This is a genomic window from Pseudomonas sp. LS1212 (genome assembly GCF_024741815.1).
Taxonomy (GTDB): Bacteria; Pseudomonadota; Gammaproteobacteria; order Pseudomonadales; family Pseudomonadaceae; genus Aquipseudomonas.
Map to the genome: position 1 here is coordinate 3,300,001 of NZ_CP102951.1, position 17,876 is coordinate 3,317,876.

At 53.3% G+C, this 17,876-nt stretch carries 11 protein-coding genes, 1 rRNA gene, 4 pseudogenes and 1 riboswitch (1 of these 17 running past the window's edge); of the genes and pseudogenes, 13 read left to right on the plus strand and 3 right to left on the minus strand.

The genetic code is table 11. The features are described 5' to 3' along the window. A 16S ribosomal RNA gene (locus NVV94_RS15395) occupies positions 1 to 527 on the minus strand (it extends 1,012 nt beyond the left edge of the window). A gap of 505 nt (positions 528 to 1,032) precedes the next feature. Further along, positions 1,033 to 1,228, plus strand: a riboswitch (cobalamin riboswitch). Between the two features lie 143 nt (positions 1,229 to 1,371). Between NVV94_RS15395 and NVV94_RS15400 the strand changes: the two are divergent. Together NVV94_RS15400 and NVV94_RS15405 are read left to right on the plus strand one after the other, a co-directional pair. Continuing rightward, a pseudogene (locus tag NVV94_RS15400) lies at positions 1,372 to 1,785 on the plus strand (ABC transporter substrate-binding protein); the annotation flags it as partial. A gap of 134 nt (positions 1,786 to 1,919) precedes the next feature. After that, positions 1,920 to 2,183 carry a hypothetical protein gene (locus NVV94_RS15405; RefSeq protein WP_258443253.1) on the plus strand — a complete coding sequence of 88 codons (264 nt, stop codon included), beginning with the start codon at positions 1,920 to 1,922 and terminating at the stop codon, positions 2,181 to 2,183. 186 nt (positions 2,184 to 2,369) lie between these two features. Here the strand turns inward: NVV94_RS15405 and NVV94_RS15410 are convergent, their stop codons facing one another. Beyond that, entirely contained in the window at positions 2,370 to 2,780 is a 411-nt protein-coding gene (locus tag NVV94_RS15410; RefSeq protein ID WP_258443254.1) for a DUF4332 domain-containing protein, read from the minus strand. Positions 2,781 to 3,156: 376 nt separating this feature from the next. Between NVV94_RS15410 and NVV94_RS26930 the strand changes: the two are divergent. The 3 pseudogenes from NVV94_RS26930 to NVV94_RS15420 all read left to right on the plus strand — a co-directional run. After that, positions 3,157 to 3,258, plus strand: a pseudogene (locus NVV94_RS26930) (iron ABC transporter permease); the annotation flags it as partial. Next, positions 3,255 to 3,770 (plus strand): annotated as a pseudogene (locus NVV94_RS15415) (ABC transporter ATP-binding protein); the annotation flags it as partial. The pseudogenes NVV94_RS26930 and NVV94_RS15415, both read left to right, overlap by 4 nt. 69 nt (positions 3,771 to 3,839) lie before the next feature. Continuing rightward, positions 3,840 to 4,172 (plus strand): annotated as a pseudogene (locus tag NVV94_RS15420) (aminotransferase class I/II-fold pyridoxal phosphate-dependent enzyme); the annotation flags it as partial. Between the two features lie 347 nt (positions 4,173 to 4,519). Here NVV94_RS15420 and NVV94_RS15425 read toward each other — a convergent pair. Continuing rightward, a protein-coding gene (locus NVV94_RS15425; RefSeq protein ID WP_258443255.1) for an IS3 family transposase occupies positions 4,520 to 5,682 on the minus strand; the annotation gives its coding sequence in 2 pieces (ribosomal slippage) (positions 4,520 to 5,427 and positions 5,427 to 5,682; 1,164 coding nt in all). Positions 5,683 to 5,767: 85 nt separating this feature from the next. Here NVV94_RS15425 and NVV94_RS15430 point away from each other — a divergent pair. The 8 genes from NVV94_RS15430 (at position 5,768) to NVV94_RS15465 (ending at position 17,825) form a co-directional block, all read left to right on the plus strand. Next, complete coding sequence (locus NVV94_RS15430; RefSeq protein ID WP_258443256.1) at positions 5,768 to 6,178, plus strand: hypothetical protein; 411 nt, start codon at positions 5,768 to 5,770, stop codon at positions 6,176 to 6,178. Positions 6,179 to 6,180: 2 nt separating this feature from the next. Then, the gene (locus tag NVV94_RS15435) at positions 6,181 to 6,507 is read left to right on the plus strand and encodes a hypothetical protein (RefSeq protein ID WP_258443257.1); all 327 of its coding nucleotides are present in this window, start codon (positions 6,181 to 6,183) and stop codon (positions 6,505 to 6,507) included. Between the two features lie 338 nt (positions 6,508 to 6,845). Then, positions 6,846 to 9,182 (plus strand): N-6 DNA methylase, encoded by a 2,337-nt coding sequence (locus tag NVV94_RS15440; protein ID WP_408733509.1) that lies wholly within the window; start codon positions 6,846 to 6,848, stop codon positions 9,180 to 9,182. Then, positions 9,182 to 10,576 (plus strand): restriction endonuclease subunit S, encoded by a 1,395-nt coding sequence (locus tag NVV94_RS15445; RefSeq protein WP_258443260.1) that lies wholly within the window; start codon positions 9,182 to 9,184, stop codon positions 10,574 to 10,576. The genes NVV94_RS15440 and NVV94_RS15445 overlap by 1 nt, the downstream gene beginning before the upstream one ends. Further along, a complete protein-coding gene (locus NVV94_RS15450) occupies positions 10,573 to 10,911 on the plus strand; it encodes a hypothetical protein (RefSeq protein ID WP_258443261.1) in 339 nt (112 codons plus the stop codon). The genes NVV94_RS15445 and NVV94_RS15450 overlap by 4 nt, the downstream gene beginning before the upstream one ends. Continuing rightward, the gene (locus NVV94_RS15455; protein WP_258443262.1) at positions 10,908 to 12,500 is read left to right on the plus strand and encodes a DUF262 domain-containing protein; all 1,593 of its coding nucleotides are present in this window, start codon (positions 10,908 to 10,910) and stop codon (positions 12,498 to 12,500) included. The genes NVV94_RS15450 and NVV94_RS15455 overlap by 4 nt, the downstream gene beginning before the upstream one ends. Continuing rightward, positions 12,493 to 14,583: a DUF262 domain-containing protein gene (locus tag NVV94_RS15460; protein WP_258443263.1), complete on the plus strand. Its 2,091-nt coding sequence runs from the start codon at positions 12,493 to 12,495 to the stop codon at positions 14,581 to 14,583. Before NVV94_RS15455 ends, NVV94_RS15460 begins: the two co-directional genes overlap by 8 nt. Beyond that, positions 14,580 to 17,825: a type I restriction endonuclease subunit R gene (locus NVV94_RS15465; protein ID WP_258443264.1), complete on the plus strand. Its 3,246-nt coding sequence runs from the start codon at positions 14,580 to 14,582 to the stop codon at positions 17,823 to 17,825. Before NVV94_RS15460 ends, NVV94_RS15465 begins: the two co-directional genes overlap by 4 nt. Positions 17,826 to 17,876: the final 51 nt, after the last annotated feature.

Consider the following 17,876-nt stretch of genomic DNA (forward strand, 5'->3'; position numbering starts at 1 on the left):
ACCGCGGCTGCTGGCACAGAGTTAGCCGGTGCTTATTCTGTCGGTAACGTCAAAACATCAACGTATTAGGTTAATGCCCTTCCTCCCAACTTAAAGTGCTTTACAATCCGAAGACCTTCTTCACACACGCGGCATGGCTGGATCAGGCTTTCGCCCATTGTCCAATATTCCCCACTGCTGCCTCCCGTAGGAGTCTGGACCGTGTCTCAGTTCCAGTGTGACTGATCATCCTCTCAGACCAGTTACGGATCGTCGCCTTGGTGAGCCTTTACCCCACCAACTAGCTAATCCGACCTAGGCTCATCTGATAGCGTGAGGTCCGAAGATCCCCCACTTTCTCCCGTAGGACGTATGCGGTATTAGCGTCCGTTTCCGAACGTTATCCCCCACTATCAGGCAGATTCCTAGGCATTACTCACCCGTCCGCCGCTCGCCACCAGGTACAAGTACCCGTGCTGCCGCTCGACTTGCATGTGTTAGGCCTGCCGCCAGCGTTCAATCTGAGCCATGATCAAACTCTTCAGTTCAATACTGCTTGGGTTTTGAGAAAACCCTAAACTTGGCTCAGCAATCTCAAAATGAACTATATGATTGCTCATGTAGCCACTTGTGATGCTGATAATCTTTCTGACTATCAGTCTGAGCTCACAAGCACCCACACGAATTGCTTGATTCAGTTGTTAAAGAGCGGTTGGTTGATTCTTTCGTCTCAACCGAGGTGCGCATTTTACGCTTTCCTCTGTCTCTGTCAAGCGTTTATTTTCAGAAGTTTTTCGATTTTCTCGTTTAACTTCAAACACTTGACTCGCTTCGATCTCTCGTTGCGGGAGGCGAATTCTACAGCGTTTCAAACCGTTGTCAACGACAAAAATGATGGCGGTTGCCAAGCCCTGCTCTTGCAGCTTCTGCAGCTACTTACTGAAAGCACTCTATATAGTCAGCGTTGCACTGTTCGGTTTAAACCAGGGTCGCGATGTCGCTCGGCTCAAATACTTCTAATCCGCACATGGGCCCCCCTTGGGCAGCATGATCGACTACCATGCCGCCGCCGGTTTCCAAATGGGATTAATAGGGAATCCGTGGTGCTTATGCAGCATCAAACGGAACTGCCCCCGCAACTGTAGGTGCTGAGCCTGCTCCTGAACTGCCACTGGGATTGCTTCCGGGAAGGCTGGAGCCAGGCGATGACGCATCAGTCAGGAGACCTGCCGGCCAAGCAAATCACTAACCGGCGGGGTGTCCGGGAAGGACATCCTTGCCGCGCGCGTCACCTCGGTGACCGGCCTTGCACTGCTCCTGCGGCAGCGTTCGATGATGTGTTTCCAGACTGTACACCCCCGCTCCGCGTACGCTTCAAATGGAGATTGCATCATGCTGCTGCCCCGCTTTGCCGCCCTCATCACGGGTCTGGGTCTGTCCGCCCTCGCCCATGCGGCCCCTACCCACTATCCCCTGACTGTAGAGAACTGCGGCAGCACGCTGACCTTCCAGCACGCACCAGGCCGTGCAGTGACCATCGGCCAGGCCGGCACCGAAATGCTCTATGCCCTGGGGCTCGGCGACAAGCTGGTCGGCACCTCGTTGTGGTTCAACGATGTATTGGCCAAGTACAAGGCACAGAACGACAAGGTCGAACGCCTGGCCGATAACGATCCAAGCTTCGAGGCAGTGATCGGCAAACGTCCGGAGCTGGTGGCAGTGCAGCTGGAGTGGATGGTCGGCCCGCAGGGGGCGGTCGGCACGCGCGAGCAGTTTCACGAACTTAAGATCCCGACCTACCTGATACACCAACTGCCTTGCCCGGTTGATGCCAGCCATGCCCAAAGATGATGCCGATGTGCAGGTGAACACGCAAGTCAACGTTCTGTCCGAAAAAGACGCTGCAATTCGCTTCGCCTTCGCTTTACCCAAGGCAGCGCATGAAGCTGGCATTAGCCCGCAGGAAGCCTGCAAGGCCCCACGCTGGCAGTCGCCGGACACCCTACCCGGACAGCATGCCCCTTGTCCTGCCTGAACCCGTAGACGATCCTGACCGCACCCGCTGGGCAGAAGAGTTATCCCTGACGGATGAGCAAAGGCGCGACAACGCCGTGGTCCGGCAAACCCATAGTGGCAACCTTGAAAGCTATGCCGGCTCAGCCGCCGAGCAGGCGCTGGCGCGTCGTCGTAGAGAGCTACTCTAGGCGTCGCCAGCGAGAACTAGAAAATGCATGAATGGAGTGAGCGTGTGGGATCAAAGCGGACCGTCGCGTACTAACGTGCCGCATAACCGGCTGCCAACTAAGAACAGTATAGTCGGCAGTCCGGGCTGATGTAACTGTTAGGCAGTTACGGTGGGCAATACTTCGCTTTTTGTCACCCCACCTTGGCTACAGTATCTTTTCCAAAGCTTTAGCCTGTTTGATCCAGTCTTTCACCAATTCAAAGGTGGGTGCCCTACCTACCAATTTGATTTTCTTTTGTTCAATCAATTCCTCCAACTCAGAGTGCAATTTTTCTGGCCGTTGCTTGGCAAGATCGGGAATCGCTTTCACTCCATCAATATGCTCTAATAGGTCGGATAAAACTCCTCCGACCCCATGAATACGAGCCAGATCTGCGCGATCGGCCAATGCTAAGAGCTTTGGTCTTGTCAGGCCGCAGTACTTTGCCAGTTCGCTTCTTTCGTGTGGTGTCCGACATGCGTCTAAGAGTTGATCGCTGTCATGGATGTCCTTTTCCTTCAATTTGCCCTCAGTTTCGGGGGTCATGCCTACGATTTTGCTGAGTGGTATAGCCATTTTTATCTCCAATAATGCGTTAGATGATTGTCGACAAGTGTTTGTGACCGGGCATTTCTTGCTTCCTGTCACAACACCTCCTTTCCACACATCTCGTATCACGCGTTTGGGAACGGCTTAACTGCAAAATATAATGTTGCGTTTGCTCACGACATAGACGGCAAGCCAAGGCCGCTCAATCAGCTTAGACGGCAGACCAAGCAACGCTAGCTATTTTCCACCATGCTGACTAGTGGCTCCTTCTGGCCGGACTGGGACGCCCGTGCCCAGTGTCTTATAGACATGGTACAGGTACGAAAACCCCCATAAACGCCTTAGGCCCACATCGCTGCGAGCCTAAGTAATTGATCCTATTGGTTTACCCGGCAAGACCTGAACCTGCGATCAGGGACAGGTGATCCCTGTGGGGGTGATCACCGCACTGGTTGGCGCCCCCGTATTCGCGCTGATCCTGATAGGCCGGAGGAGCTCCCGATGAGCGCCGCGGCGCCCTTTGCTGGCGAATCCGTATTGAGCTGTTCCGGCCTTGGTTTCAATGCCCGCGACGTTGCACTCCTGCACGACATCAACCTGAGCGTTCGTCGCGGCGAGACCCTCGGCATCGTCGGGCCCAACGGTTCGGGAAAATCCACGGTGGTCGAACAGCAGGCCGACACCGACGATGCGATTTGCGTGTTCGATGCCGTTGCCTTGGGCCGAACGCCCTGGCTGTCGGCGCTGAGCCCCTGGTCGGGCAATGACAATGCCATCGTCCACCAGGCTCTCTGCGACGTCGACGCTGCCCACCTGAGCACCCGCAGGTGGCGCAGCCTCTCTGATGGCGAACGCCAGCGCGTGCACATCGCTCGAGCCTTGGCCCAGCGCCCACAGATCCTGTTGCTGGACGAACCGACCAATCACCTGGATATCCAGCACCAGCTCGCAATTCTAAAGGTTGTACAGGCCCTGCCTGTGACGACGCTGATAGCCCTGCAAACGGTAATGACCGCGCGTTTACTGGCTCGAACACTAACGGCAATAGCTAGGCGCGTTGATTCGGGCCTGTTCAATGACTATCCACCAGTAGGTGGCCATGACGAACATCGTCGCCTGCTGGCACGATGGTTCGCAGGTCTAGGCGTGGACGCAGACCCTCGACGCCTGTTGTTGACCGGTGGCGCTCATCACGCGGTGTCTCTCGCGCTATCGGTGGTCTGCAGTCCGGGCGGCACACTGTTCACCGAAGCACAGACCTATCCGGGCGTGATTGCCCTCGCTCGACATCAGCGCACCCCTGTCGTCGGCGTGCGTATGGATGCAGAAGGCATCGTTCCGGAGGCGCTGGATCAAATGCTGGCTGACAGACAACCGGGCCCGGCCGCGCTCTACGTGCCGTCATGGAGCAATGGTTGACCGATGGCACCGCCGAGACCGTCAGCCAGGCGATCCAGGACGAATCGAAGCGACGCGTGGCGCTGGCTCACTCGATGCCAGGCGAGATGATGCGTGACCCGGATCATCGTGGATATCACGTGTGGCTGCCTATGCCCAGTCATGAAGCGCTACACCTAGAGCAGCAAGCCAAGGGACTGGGCCCCCGCCCGCTTCCACCGCTGCTAATCCAGAGGCCTTGGCGAGCGGTGGTGTTCGGTTGTGCCTTGGTGCACCGACGATGGCTGATCTGCGCACGGCACTTTCCTCCATCGCCAAGCTTCGGCCTGAAGGAGCACCGGCAATCTGCCCTCCCGCCCCTGTAGTGGTCAACTAATCCCGGACACGACGTTAAGTTTTTCTTCGGCCTGAGCTGGCGCCAGCCCACCGTTGAATTGATGGGGGCGAATCCAGTTGTACCGATGCATCAAGAAATGGCTGATATCGCGCTGGGCTTCTTGAGCAGTTCGGTAGCCCATGGTCGGTATCCATTCAGTTTTCACGCTGCGAAACACACGCTCCATCGGCGCATTGTCCCAGCAATTACCCCGGCGGCTCATGCTCTGGCGCATGCGATAACGCCACAGCCGCTGGCGAAATAAACGACTCCCATACTGCGACCCTTGATCCGAGTGAAACAGCAGGCCCTGAGGTCTTCCTCGTTGCTCATAGGCCATATCCAGTGCCTTGATAACCAGCTCGGCGTCCGGCTTTTCCGACAATGCCCAACCCACTATCCGGCGCGCGCAAAGATCTAGCACAACAGCCAGATAATGCCATTTCCCTTGGGCCCAAATGTAGGTGATGTCGCCGCACCACACTTGGTTGGGGGCCGAGACATCGAACTCCCGATTCAAGATGTTCGGGATATCCAACCGTTCGACCGTCGCTCGTTTATAGGCATGAGAACCTGGCTGTTTGCTCACGAGGTCAAGCTCACGCATCAAGCTGCGTACCTTAAATCGCCCCAGTTGCTCGCCGTCTTCACGCATGATCGACAAGATGCTGCGGCTGCCCGCAGCACTACGACTTTCTGTGAACAGTTCATTGACCCGACTGCGCAGCCGAAGCCGCTCAATATCAGGAGTCCGGCGCCTGAGACGCTGGGCGTAGTAACACGAGCGGGTGACTTCAAACACTTTGCACAGCCAATCAATCGGCTCGTGGACGCTAAGCTGATTGATCAGCGCGTACGCTCGTGATCTTCCGACATCAAGAGCGCGGTAGCCTTTTTTAGTATCGATTTTTCCCGTTCAAGGCGGGCGATCCGGACTTCCAGTTCCTGGATTTTCTGCTGCTCCGGGGTCAGCGCTTTGCTTAGCGGGGTGACACCTTGGCGCTCCTTCTGAACCTGCTCAACCCAGCGGCGTAGTGCCGACTCGCCGACGCCGAGTGAACGACTGGCTTCGATGTAGCTGTAGTTTTGCTTGAGCACGAGGTCGGCAGCCTCGCGTTTGAATTCAGCGGAAAAGGAACGGCGTTGTTTGGTCATTTGACACCTCGATCTGGCGAGCATTCTCGCCTAAATGGGTGTCCGGTTTCATTAGACCACTACACAGGTCTGCTACGAATATGCGGTGGAAGGTAAGTGGCCGTCACAAGGCCATGACAACGACGCGGACTGGCTGGATCTGAGTGCTTTTGTCGCGACGGGTCGAAGCTATGTTGAGCACTACGGCGCCTCACCGCCCAAGATGCTGGAAAAAACACTGGTGATGGGAGGAATTCGCGCGAGTCTCGATTCCGACAGACCTGATATCGAGGGCATTCCCGCTGCCCTGGAAGGACTCTACTCTGGATTCTTGACCTTGCTGGAGATAGCAATAATGGCTCAGATGAGCGAGAAGTCCGTAAGGAACGCAACGCTCCTGACCGCTCAAGATCGCCTCGTCACCTCAAAGCAAGGCACCCGAACAGTTGTCGAAGTCCCCGAGGCTCTCCGGTGGTTATCCGGTCGCCGAAGTTTCAATCCAACAGTGGTGGTCTGATCATGGAACTGACAAGACAAGCTGAAGCCTATTGCGCTGAGAATCTGAAACGAATTGCTGCCCCCTCCGACAAGATTGCAGGGTTTACCACCGGTACTGGACGTCAGTTGGCTCTGGAGCGGGTTCGAAATGAAATCTATTGCTGGACAGAGCTCTCAGCCCTGGGGACAGCTCCATGCTCCCCCAAACGGCGCTATAAAGCCTCGGAGACACGCAACTCGAACCTAAATCGTAAACACGCTCCACGCCTAATGCTTGGACAGGAAGTTCAGTATTGGACTTTCAATCACCTTGAAGACTTCAAGCGTTTTGTGGACTGGTATGCCTAGAGTTGTTCCCGCCAGGCAGGGGGCGGCAATCACCTCCCTCTCTCGTATGCTGGTGTAAACCAGCTTTGACGGCTCCCAGGATTGTTGGGGAGCCTTTTTTTGATCCGCGTCCGCGTCCCTTTGTCCCGACCTATGCACTCAGACCTACCTCCCCGCTCCCACCAGACAGCGCCAAAAACGGCCCTTCGCACTAGCGCGAGCACCCGCGCTGCCTCTCGAATGGAAATTCAGCTTTAGCCATAGCGGTGCACTGTCGTTGCAGCATAATGTCGCCAAATTTATTTTTAATCGTGCTGCGCACCGCATTAGCATCCGCCAAGCACTACAGGGAATTCCAAATAATGTCGCAAGCCTCTAACAATCTGGCCGCCTACATCTGGTCTTTAGCCGATTTACTCCGTGGTGACTTTAGGCAAAGCCAGTACGGTCGGATCATTCTGCCGTTCACCTTGCTGCGTCGACTCGAGTGCGTGCTGGAGGCAAGCAAGGCGGCGGTGCTGGCGGAGCATGCACGCGTCCAGCAACTCAATATTTCCGAAGAAGCCCAGGAAAAACTGCTCCTGCGTGCCAGCGGTGGGCTGTCGTTTTTCAATACCTCAAAAATGGATCTGTCCAAGCTCGGTGAATCCGGCATCAAGGCCAATCTGGAGTCCTACCTGCAGGGCTTTTCCAAAGATGCACGGGAGATTTTCGAACACTTCAAATTCACCGAATTTCTCGGGCAACTGAACGATGCCAACCTGCTCTACAAGGTTGTGCAGAAGGTACGGAAGACTGACTTAAACCCTGCTGCAGTTTCCAACCACGACATGGGCCTGGTGTTTGAAGAGTTGATTCGCCGATTTGCGGAAAGCTCAAATGACACCGCTGGGGAGCACTTTACTCCGCGTGACATCGTGCGGCTCACCACCTCCCTGGTGTTTATGGAGGACGATGATGCGCTGACCAAGCCCGGCATCATCCGAACCATTTACGACCCAACAGCGGGTACTGGAGGTTTTCTATCTTCAGGCATGGAATACGTACATGAGCTCAACCCGCAGGCCGTGATGCGCGCCTATGGTCAGGAGCTTAACCCCGAGAGTTACGCCATCTGCAAAGCCGACATGCTGATCAAGGGCCAAGACGTCAGCAACATTAAGCTCGGCAACACCCTGTCGAACGATCAGCTGGACGCCACTGAATTTGACTACATGCTTTCCAACCCACCTTTTGGCGTGGACTGGAAAAAGATCGAGCAAGACATCAACGACGAGCACACGCAAAAAGGTTTCAACGGCCGTTTTGGCGCTGGCCTGCCACGGGTTAGCGATGGCTCGTTATTGTTCCTGATGCACCTGATCAGCAAGCTCCGCGACGGCTCCCAGGGCGGCGGTCGAATCGGCATCATCCTCAATGGTTCACCATTGTTTACCGGTGGTGCTGGCTCTGGCGAATCAGAAATCCGCCGCTACATTCTAGAATCCGACTTGCTCGAGGCCATCATCGCCCTACCTACCGACATGTTCTACAACACCGGAATCTCGACCTATGTCTGGGTGCTGTCGAACAAAAAAGCCCAGGAACGTAAGGGCAAGGTACAGTTGATCAATGGCGTGAATCTTTGCGGAAAAATGCGCAAATCCCTCGGTTCCAAGCGCAATGAAATGGACGAAAGCGATATCGCCACGGTGATCCGCGCCTTCGGCAGCTTTACCGCAGTCGATGCTTACGAGCTGGACAAACAAGCCGCACAAAAGAGTAATCGGGGCCGCCAGGCTGCTAACCCGAAAGCCGAGGCAGCCAAGACCTTCGCCAGCAAGATCTTCAACAGCTATGAGTTTGGCTATCGCCGCATCAGCATTGAGCGCCCGTTGCGGCAGTCCTTCCAATTCAGCGATGCACGCATAGCTGAATGTCGCTTTGCTCCGGGTGCCATCAACACCGCCATGAAATGGCTCTACCAGGAGTACAGCGCAGTAGAGGGTGAGAGCTGGAGCGACTGTGACACCTGTAAGCGTTACGGCGACTTGAGCGCACATGAAGATGCCATTCGGCGCTACTTCAAACTGCACTTCTCCGATCTAAAAGAGAAGCACATCAAAGATCTGCTTAACAGAACAACGTGGCTGGATCAGAAGAGGCTGTTACTGAAAGCACAAAGCCTGCAGGCCATCATCGGCACTGCCCAGCACGACGACATGAACACTTTTGATGACGCGATCAAGGCCGCCTGCAAGCAACAGAGCATTGCCTTGGACACCAAAGACAAAAAGCAGATTATCGATGCGGTGAGCTGGAAGAACCCAGCCGCTGCCAAGATCATCAAGAAGGTTCACAAAACCAAAGCCAATCCCCTGTATGGCTTGTTTGCCGTCGACGGCGAGGTGCTGGAGTACCAAACAGATAGCGACCTACGCGACAACGAAAACGTCGCACTTGACCCGAGCCAGAGCGTTAACGCCATTAACGAGGCTTACTTCCTTAAAGAAGTGCAGCCGCACGTATCCGATGCCTGGATAGATGCCAGCAAGAAGGACGCTAAGGATCAGCAAGTCGGAATCGTCGGTTACGAAATCCCCTTTAACCGACACTTTTACCAGTACCAACCGCCACGGAATTTGCTTGAGATCGATGCGGATCTGGATGCCGTATCAGCCGAGATTATGGCCTTACTGCAAGAGGTGCACTCCTGATGGCAGCGCGATATAAGCCGTATTCTGAGTACAAAGACTCCGCAATTGAGTGGCTGAGAGAAATTCCGGCACATTGGGATGTTAGCAAGTTGCGCTATATGTTTTCCTTTGGCAAAGGATTAGGCATTACCAAAGAAAACTTATTAGATGACGGGGTCTTTTGCGTTAACTATGGCGAGGTTCACTCAAAGTATGGCTTTGAACTTGACCCCTCCATTCACCAGCTCAAGTGCGTCAGTGAGGATTACTTAATCTCATCACAAAGCGCTCTATTACTTAAGGGTGACTTGGTTTTCGCAGACACGTCAGAGGACATTGACGGCTCCGGAAACTTCACGCAACTAACCACCGATCATGTTGTATTTTCTGGATACCACACCATCATTGCCCGTCCCGCAGATAGGCAATGTAGCCGTTTCTATGCATATCTCTTCGACTCTCGTGAGTTCAGAGCTCAAATTAGATACGCAGTTAAAGGCGTAAAGGTTTTTAGCATCACTCAGGCTATTTTGCGAGGAGTTAATATTTGGCTTCCAACGCTTGATGAGCGTCAAAGAATCACAAACTTCCTAGACCACGAAACAGCCAAGATCGACACCCTGATCGAAAAACAACAACAGCTTATTCAGCTGCTAAAAGAAAAACGTCAGGCCGTGATTAGCCATGCCGTTACCAAAGGTTTGAACCCAAACGCCAAGATGCGTGACTCGGGTGTTTTAAGTGTCGGGCTAATGCCAGAGCATTGGACGCTGAAGTCACTGTCTTTGGCCTCCAAGAAGCTGGCTGTTGGTTTGGCAATGTCAGTAACGGATTGTTATGAAGAAGAAGGCGTTCCAATTATCAGAAATCAGAATATAAAGGAGGGATATTTTGATGGGGGCGATATGTTGTATTTGAACCCAGGCTTTGCTGAGGCGCAGGCTTCAAAAAAAGTGAAGGCTGGGGATGTTGTAATAGTTAGAACAGGCTCTAATGTAGGTTTAACCTGTTGTGTTCCTGATGAATATGATCAATGCCACACGTTTACAACATTAATCGTTACCCCTTCCGATGAGTTGGTTAAGGAGTATTTCACATACTGTATGAATTCTGCTTACGGAAAAGCAGAAGTAAATAGGCTGAAGTTTGGCTTTGGCAAAGACAATCTTAATGTTGGCGAACTCCGAGCAATGCATACATTGCTGCCTAGCGTTTATGAGCAAAAGGAAATAGTTTCTTATCTGGAGCAAGAGGTCGCCAAGATCGAGTTAATGGTTAAGAAGGCGTATGTAGCAATCGGACTGATGCAAGAACGCCGCACCGCCCTAGTCTCCGCCGCCGTTACCGGCAAAATCGACGTAAGAGACTGGGCCGCACCGCCAGCCAATCAAACCCACAAGGAAGTTGCCGCATGAATGTATCAGCTGGCGCTAAGGCCAACGAGCTGACGTTTCAGAACGATATGCTCAAGCACCTGGTGGCCAACGGCTGGTTGCAGGGCAAGACGGAACACTACAACCGTGAACTGGCCTTGTACCCTGAGGATCTACTGGGTTTTGTGCCAGATACCCAGCTTGGCCAGTGGCAGATATTCTGCGCCCTGTACCCAAGCCACCCAAAGCAGCACTTTCTCGAGTGTTTCGCCAGCCGGGCGAATAACACCAACCCCAAAGCCGGCAGCGCCATGGGAGCGTTCTGCTCGGCCCCCGCACTTGGTCGCTGTGAGCCTGCCAAGGCCCTGGCAGCGTGACTGCCCAAGACGCTGTAACAGTTGCCACGCATTCGCTGCGGGAGTTAGCCGAGCGACCGTTGGCCATCCCGGAGTACCAGCGCCGCTATTGTTGGGGGCTAGATCAGGTTGCGTCGTTATTGGCTGATATCGAGCAGCAACTCCAACCAGCGGAGGCAACCTCCTCTCAAGCACCGTTGTTTCTCGGCACGATAATCCTGCACCAGGAACCCGCAGAGATTACAGGCACTAAAGACCAGCTGGTCGATGGCCAGCAACGCTGTTTGACATTGGTCTTGCTGTTGCAAGCACTGGGGAAAATTGAACCACTGGCAGTCAAACAACTGCTTCAAGCGGAATTCCCTGACAGCCAGTCGCAGCAGAACCTGGCGGCCAACTTTCGGCAAATTGAACGCTATCTGGCTACAGAGCCCGGCAGCAAGTGGCAGATCGAGAAGCTGCTGGACAAGCTCCAGTTCGTGGTGATCAGCATCTCCTCGATTGACCAAGCATTTGCCTTTTTCGATAGCCAAAATACCTCCGGCAAGCGCCTGAGCGATTTTGACCTGCTCAAGGCCCGGCATCTTCGCGCCGTGGTCTCGGACGCCAGTGTGGGTATTGGCTGCTCTAATCTGTGGGAGGCGTATGAGCGGCAAAAGGTCGGTAACGGCCAACGCCTGGCCTATTTCTTGACCGAGCAGATTCTGGCGCGCACGCGTTTTCGCCAACGTGGTAATAAAGTGGACGACTTGCAACTGGTGAAGGAGTTCGCCGTACAGGCACCGAAACCCACAGCCGACGGCCCTAAGACCATCCAGCTATCGCCGCCGACGGCCGTGAGTTTTTATCGCGACTGGAATGTTAGCCATGACGCTAACCACGCTGAGGCCGATGTGTTCACATTCACAACGTTGGTCAATGTGAATGGCTCGCAGGTTGCCGTCGAAGAGCGCAGCGTCTCGCGTCTACCGTTACAGCTGAATCAGCCACTATTGGGCGGCGAGCAGTTCTTTTTTTATATCGCCAAATACACCGAGCTGTATAGACAGCATTTCCCGCTGGACATTACGTCAGGCAATTCAACGCTCGTTGAACCAGAGCAGCAGAATGCAACCCTACACGGGCGTTTGCTGCAGCTCCATCGTGCGGTTGAGCAAGGGCAGGATGCCGGCTATTCACGGTTAATCGAAATATGGCTGGCGATGCTAGTGTTTTATCTGGATCGCTTTGCTGAGGATGAACGCTTTGCCTCCTTTGCGACCTTGGCAGATCAATACGTGTTCAGCCTGCGCATTACCGAAGGCTCATTACGCCGCAGTACCGTAGAAAATCATTTTGCAACAAATGAAATTTTTGTAGACCTGTTGCAATGCCCATCCTCACTGCAGGCCGTGGCTCTGATCGAAAAACTGAGTGGCAAACAGGCACAAGCGCTACTGAAATTTGAGCCAGCGCAGGTGGAAACAACCAAAAAAAGGCCAGTGATACGACGTTATCTCAAGGCGTTCGCAAGCACCTACGCAGCGGGTAATAGCCCGCATTTGAATAGCCACACGTCTTTAGCGACTGTCTTGCACGCCAAGTTCTTCAAGGATGAGCAACATGCCTAATCGCGCCCATGAGCTTACGGCGAATAAATACAGTGCACAGCGTATGGTCAGCGGCAGTGAAGAGCACGCAGGACACATTCCTGCGCTGGACACACCCTTTCTGATTCCCATCTACCAGCGCCTGTACACGTGGGAGACGCAGCACGTCGAGTGCTTGCTCCAGGACGTCTGGGAGGCTTGCCAGCAGCAGTCAGACACCGAATATTTTATCGGCGCGGTGGTCGTCAGCCCAATTGATGATGGCCGTCTTGAACTCATTGACGGCCAGCAGCGCATGACCACCTTATGGCTTATTGCCTCCGTGCTGGTGACTGCACCGCTAGGTTTAAGCCTTGACTCGTTACCCAAGTGGCGAAGCTTTATGGCTGTCGGTGCCAAGCAACCACCAGTCGCCCGGTTGGATTTCTCTGGTCGCGAGCAAGACAAGCAGGCATTGGCGGCTTTCATGCGTAACTGGGGCTGCGACTGTGGTTGCGCATCGAGCACTGAATGCAATGGCTGGTTAAAAAACGAAGCTATGGTTGTTGCCCGCAAAACGATAATCAACTTCTTCAACAGACTGGCCAACCAGCCTCAGCAAGAGGAAGGTATGACAGGCGCTGGTCGAGTGCAGGCATTCAGTGACTATCTATGGGCCAAGGCCACCTTCGTCGTTACCAAGCTGCATCAAGAGACCGATAAGAATCGATTTTTTGACAGCATGAATAGCCGTGGCGTGCAGCTCGAAAAACATGAAATTCTCAAGGCGCGATTGCTCAACCAACTGCCAGAGGTAGAGCGACGGGTTTATGCTTGGGCGTGGGATCTGTGCGCCGACATTGATGGGTATGTTAAAAACAGCTTACAGGCCGAGTTCGACTATGGGCGAAGCGCACACCACATTGGAACTCACTTGCTGAGTAAGGTAACTACCCGAAGTGAGGGCGGTACAGACTCTTTAGTAGAGGGTACACGGACATTAGCGCACATACTCAATACCCCAAATGCAAAAACAAACACTGTAGACACTGACGAAGAATTATCCACGAAGTATAAAAGCTTTGTTTCATTTCCAGTTTTTTTGCTGCATGTGTTGAGAGTGTTTGTTGGTGACTCCACACCTAGCAGTGACCATGCGGGTGTTTCGGTCGATCATAAAAAACTGCTTGCTGAGTTTGACAAGCATTTTCCGAGTAACCTCGAGCATCAGCACAAACCGTTTGGTGACAAGACGCAATGCAAGGCGTTTATCCATTGTTTGCTGCGCTGTCGGCTACTCATGGACAATTTTATGATTAAAGGCCATGTTCATGAGAGCAGTCACGTGGCGACGCGCTGGGAGATTGCCTCACCATTAGCAGAAGCTTCCAAAAACAATCAGCGAACTAAGCGTACCGGCCAACACTGGGACTCCATCAGCATGCTGCAAAGCATGATGTATTTCAGTCAAGACTTGACCCGTGTGCCTTGGTTGACGGAAGCGCTGAAAGCATTATATGAGCCAGGCGCCCAACTTGATGACGCCAAGAACCTGCTGAATGGGCTAACACAGCAAGATGCACGTTATGCGCAAACGGTCGCCAGAGGCAAAAGCCTGCAGGAGATTTTGGGCGTGGGTGATACCTTTGCACTGTGTGACGGCCTAGGCACAGATACTCCGCATTATTGGTTTTACAAGCTTGAGTATTTACTCTGGGAGTGCTGGTTCAATGCTGACGATCCCGACAATAAACCTGTGAGACCAGAGATTTTGAAGGGTAGCGCCACTATTTTTCGTATGCGCCATGTTACCTCAGTAGAACATGTCAGCCCTCAAAGTAAAAACACAGGTGAAATCACTCAGCTGGATCGCTTTGGTAATCTTGCGCTGTTGTCCGTTGGCGAGAACTCGACCTATAGCGATAAAGACCCCGTTGAGAAAAAAGGAATGTTCAGGGCGGGCCTTAACAAAGGCATAATTCAATCATTGAAATTGGCGGATATATTTTCTTCGATAAATGACGATAGCGACTGGTGCGATACAGCCATGAAGAAGCACGAAACCGCCATGGCTGCGGTCTTGCTTGATGCACATCCAGAATTAGCGCAAGGAGCGACGCAATGAGCAAAGCCGGCGAACTGATGTTTCAAAACGACATGCTCAAGCATCTGGTCAGTACCGGCTGGTTGCTTGGCAAAGCCGAACACTACAACCGTGAACTGGCCTTGTACCCAGAAGACCTGCTGGGGTTTGTGCAAGATACCCAGCCCGAGCAGTGGCAAAGATTCTGCGCGCTATACCCCTCCCAACCTGGGCAGCACTTTCTTGAGCGGGTCGCCAGCCAGCTGAATAAAACCGACCCCAACGCCGCCAGTAAAGAGATGCGCACCTTCGGCACCTTAGGCGTGTTGCGTCACGAACTACGCCATCGTGGTACTCGTTTCAGCCTGTGCCAGTTCAAGCCTGAGCACGAGCTAAACCCTGACACCTTGATGCGTTATGCCAAGAACCGCTGCCGGGTGGTGCCGGAGCTGGTGTATTCACCTTGGGCCACACAAGAACACCTCGAACAAACCGGCAGCAAGGCCAAAGCCTGGCGAATCGACCTGGTGTTGTTTGTAAACGGTTTACCAGTAGCCACACTGGAGCTGAAATCCGAATTCAAGCAGGCCGTCCACAACGCCATTAAGCAATACAAAACCACCCGGCTTGCCACCGACCCGGTGACCAAAAAGCCCGAACCGCTGCTGACCTTCAAGCGAGGCGCCCTGGTGCATTTTGCCGTGAGCCAGTACGAGGTCTATATGACCACGCGACTGGAGGGGACAGACACCTTCTTCCTGCCGTTTAACAAAGGCACCTCGGTCGGCGGTGCTGGTAATGATGCGCCGGCAGACATTAACCAGTACGCCACTGATTACCTGTGGAACGAGGTGTTGCTACCCAGTAACTTGCTGGCGATTCTCGGGCACTTTGTGCACCTACAAATTGAAGAGAAGGAAGACTGGCAGGGCCGTAAATACAAAAAAGAAAGCCTGATTTTCCCGCGTTATCACCAGTGGGATGTGGTGAATAAATTGGTCACTGACGCCCGCACTGAAGGCCCTGGGCATAAATATTTGATCCAGCACAGCGCCGGTTCCGGTAAGTCCAACTCGATTGCCTGGGTCGCGCATCAACTATCTGCGCTCTACGACGAGCAGGGCTGCAAGCAATTCAACTCAGTGATTGTGGTGACGGATCGCACCGTACTGGATGATCAGCTACAAGACACCATCAACCAGTTTGAACACGTCGATGGTGCCGTTGGCCGCATCAATAATCAGGAAGGTGACGGCTCCAAATCGGAGAAGCTCGCGGCCGCGCTGGAAAACTCACAGCCGATTATTATCGTCACCATCCAGACCTTTCCTTATGTGCTGCGCGCCATCGAAAACAGCGTCAGCCTGAAAGAGCGCAGCTACGCGATCATTGCCGACGAAGCACACTCCTCGCAAACTGGCTCTACAGCGCGGCAGCTGAAAGAAGTGCTGATGATTGAGGCTAAGGCTGATGGTGAGGACGAGCTCAGCTCTGAGGACATTCTCGATGCCGCCGTGGCGTCACGCCGCGCGTCAAAAAACCTCAGTTATTTTGCGTTCACCGCCACGCCAAAAACCAAGACGCTGGAGCTGTTTGGCCGTTTGCCTAAACCCGCCGAACTACCCTCTAAAACCAACAAGCCTGAGGCCTACCATGTGTACAGCATGCGCCAGGCTATTGAAGAGGGCTTTATTCTCGATGTGCTGAAGAACTACACCAACTACAAGGTGGCCTACAACCTGGCGCAAAAAATCGACAAGGCGGATCAGGAGGTTGAAAGCAAAAAAGCCAAGGTCAAACTCAACCAGTGGGTGCGCCTGCACGAGTACAACATCGCGCAAAAGGTACAGGTAATCGTCGAGCACTTCCGTAGCAACGTAATGGGCCTATTGGGTGGACAAGCCAAGGCCATGGTAGTGACCAGCTCACGCAAAGAAGCCGTGCGCTATAAGCTGTGCTTTGACAAATACATCGTCGACAAGGGTTACCAAAAAATCCATGCCATGGTCGCGTTCTCCGGTGAGGTAGAGTTCAACGAGAAAGACCCGAACGCCGTGGCCCTAATCGGTAACAAATACACCGAGAGCAACATGAATCCCTTCCTCAAAGGCCGTGACATGCGCAAAGCCTTTGATAGCGATGATTATCAGGTGATGATCGTTGCCAACAAATTTCAGACCGGGTTCGACCAGCCCAAGCTCTGCGCCATGTACGTGGACAAAAAGCTCGGCGGCGTCGAGTGCGTACAGACCCTGTCACGCTTGAACCGGACGTATCCTGGCAAAGCAGCAGTAGGCACTTTTATCCTGGATTTCTTCAACGATCCACAAGACATCCTCGACTCGTTCCAGCCGTATTTTCAGACAGCAGAACTGGCCGACGTGTCCAATCCAGACTTGATCTTCGATCTGTTTGAAAAGCTCAATGCGGCGGGAATTTACAAGTCGAACGAGGTTGAGCAGTTCTGCGAAGCCTTCTTCGTCAAAAACAAAAGCAACGCGGCGATTGCCAACATTTGTAAGCCAGCAGTCGAGCGATGGACGAAAAGCTACAAGCTGGCGGTTGACGCCTACGCGCACTCGAAGGACATTTTTGAGCGAATTAAAAAGACGCAGGATGCAGTGTTGATCGCCAACGCTGAAAACGACCTGAAGGAATGCAAGCAAGCCAAGGACGCTCTGGACATCTTCAAAAAAGATCTCGGCACTTTCGTGCGCTTCTATGAGTTCATGTCGCAGATCGTCGATTACGATGATAAGCAGCTGGAAAAACTCAGCCTGTATGCACGCAATCTAAGCCCTATGCTGCGCGAAACCACCGTGGATGAGGATGAAATTGACCTAGACAGTATCATCCTCAGCCATTACCGGGTTTCAAAGATAACTCAGCAAGACCTGAAGCTAAAAGAGGACTCGCCTGACCATAAGCTTGTTCCAGGTGAGGGGCTGGGTTCAGCGAAGGCGAAGGACAAAAAGGAAGAGCTGCTTTCTCAGATATTGGAACGGCTCAACGAGCTGTTTGTGACTGATCAGCTTACCGACAAAGATATGGTGAACTACGCCTACACCATCCGGGACAAAGTCAGTGAAAACCAGTTGGTGATGCAGCAACTGGCCAACAATACCGCCGAGCAAGCGCTGCTAGGTAATTTTGCCAACGCGGTGGATGACGCAATTATGGACAGCGGCGATGCTCACCAGAATCAGATGATGCAATTATTATCTGACCCTGCTAAGGCTAGTAAATTTGCGCGGGTGATTTTTGACTTACTTAACTTGAAGTGACTCCAGTGGAACGTCACTTTGCGGGTGTTGAGCAATCTGTGAAACGTCGCT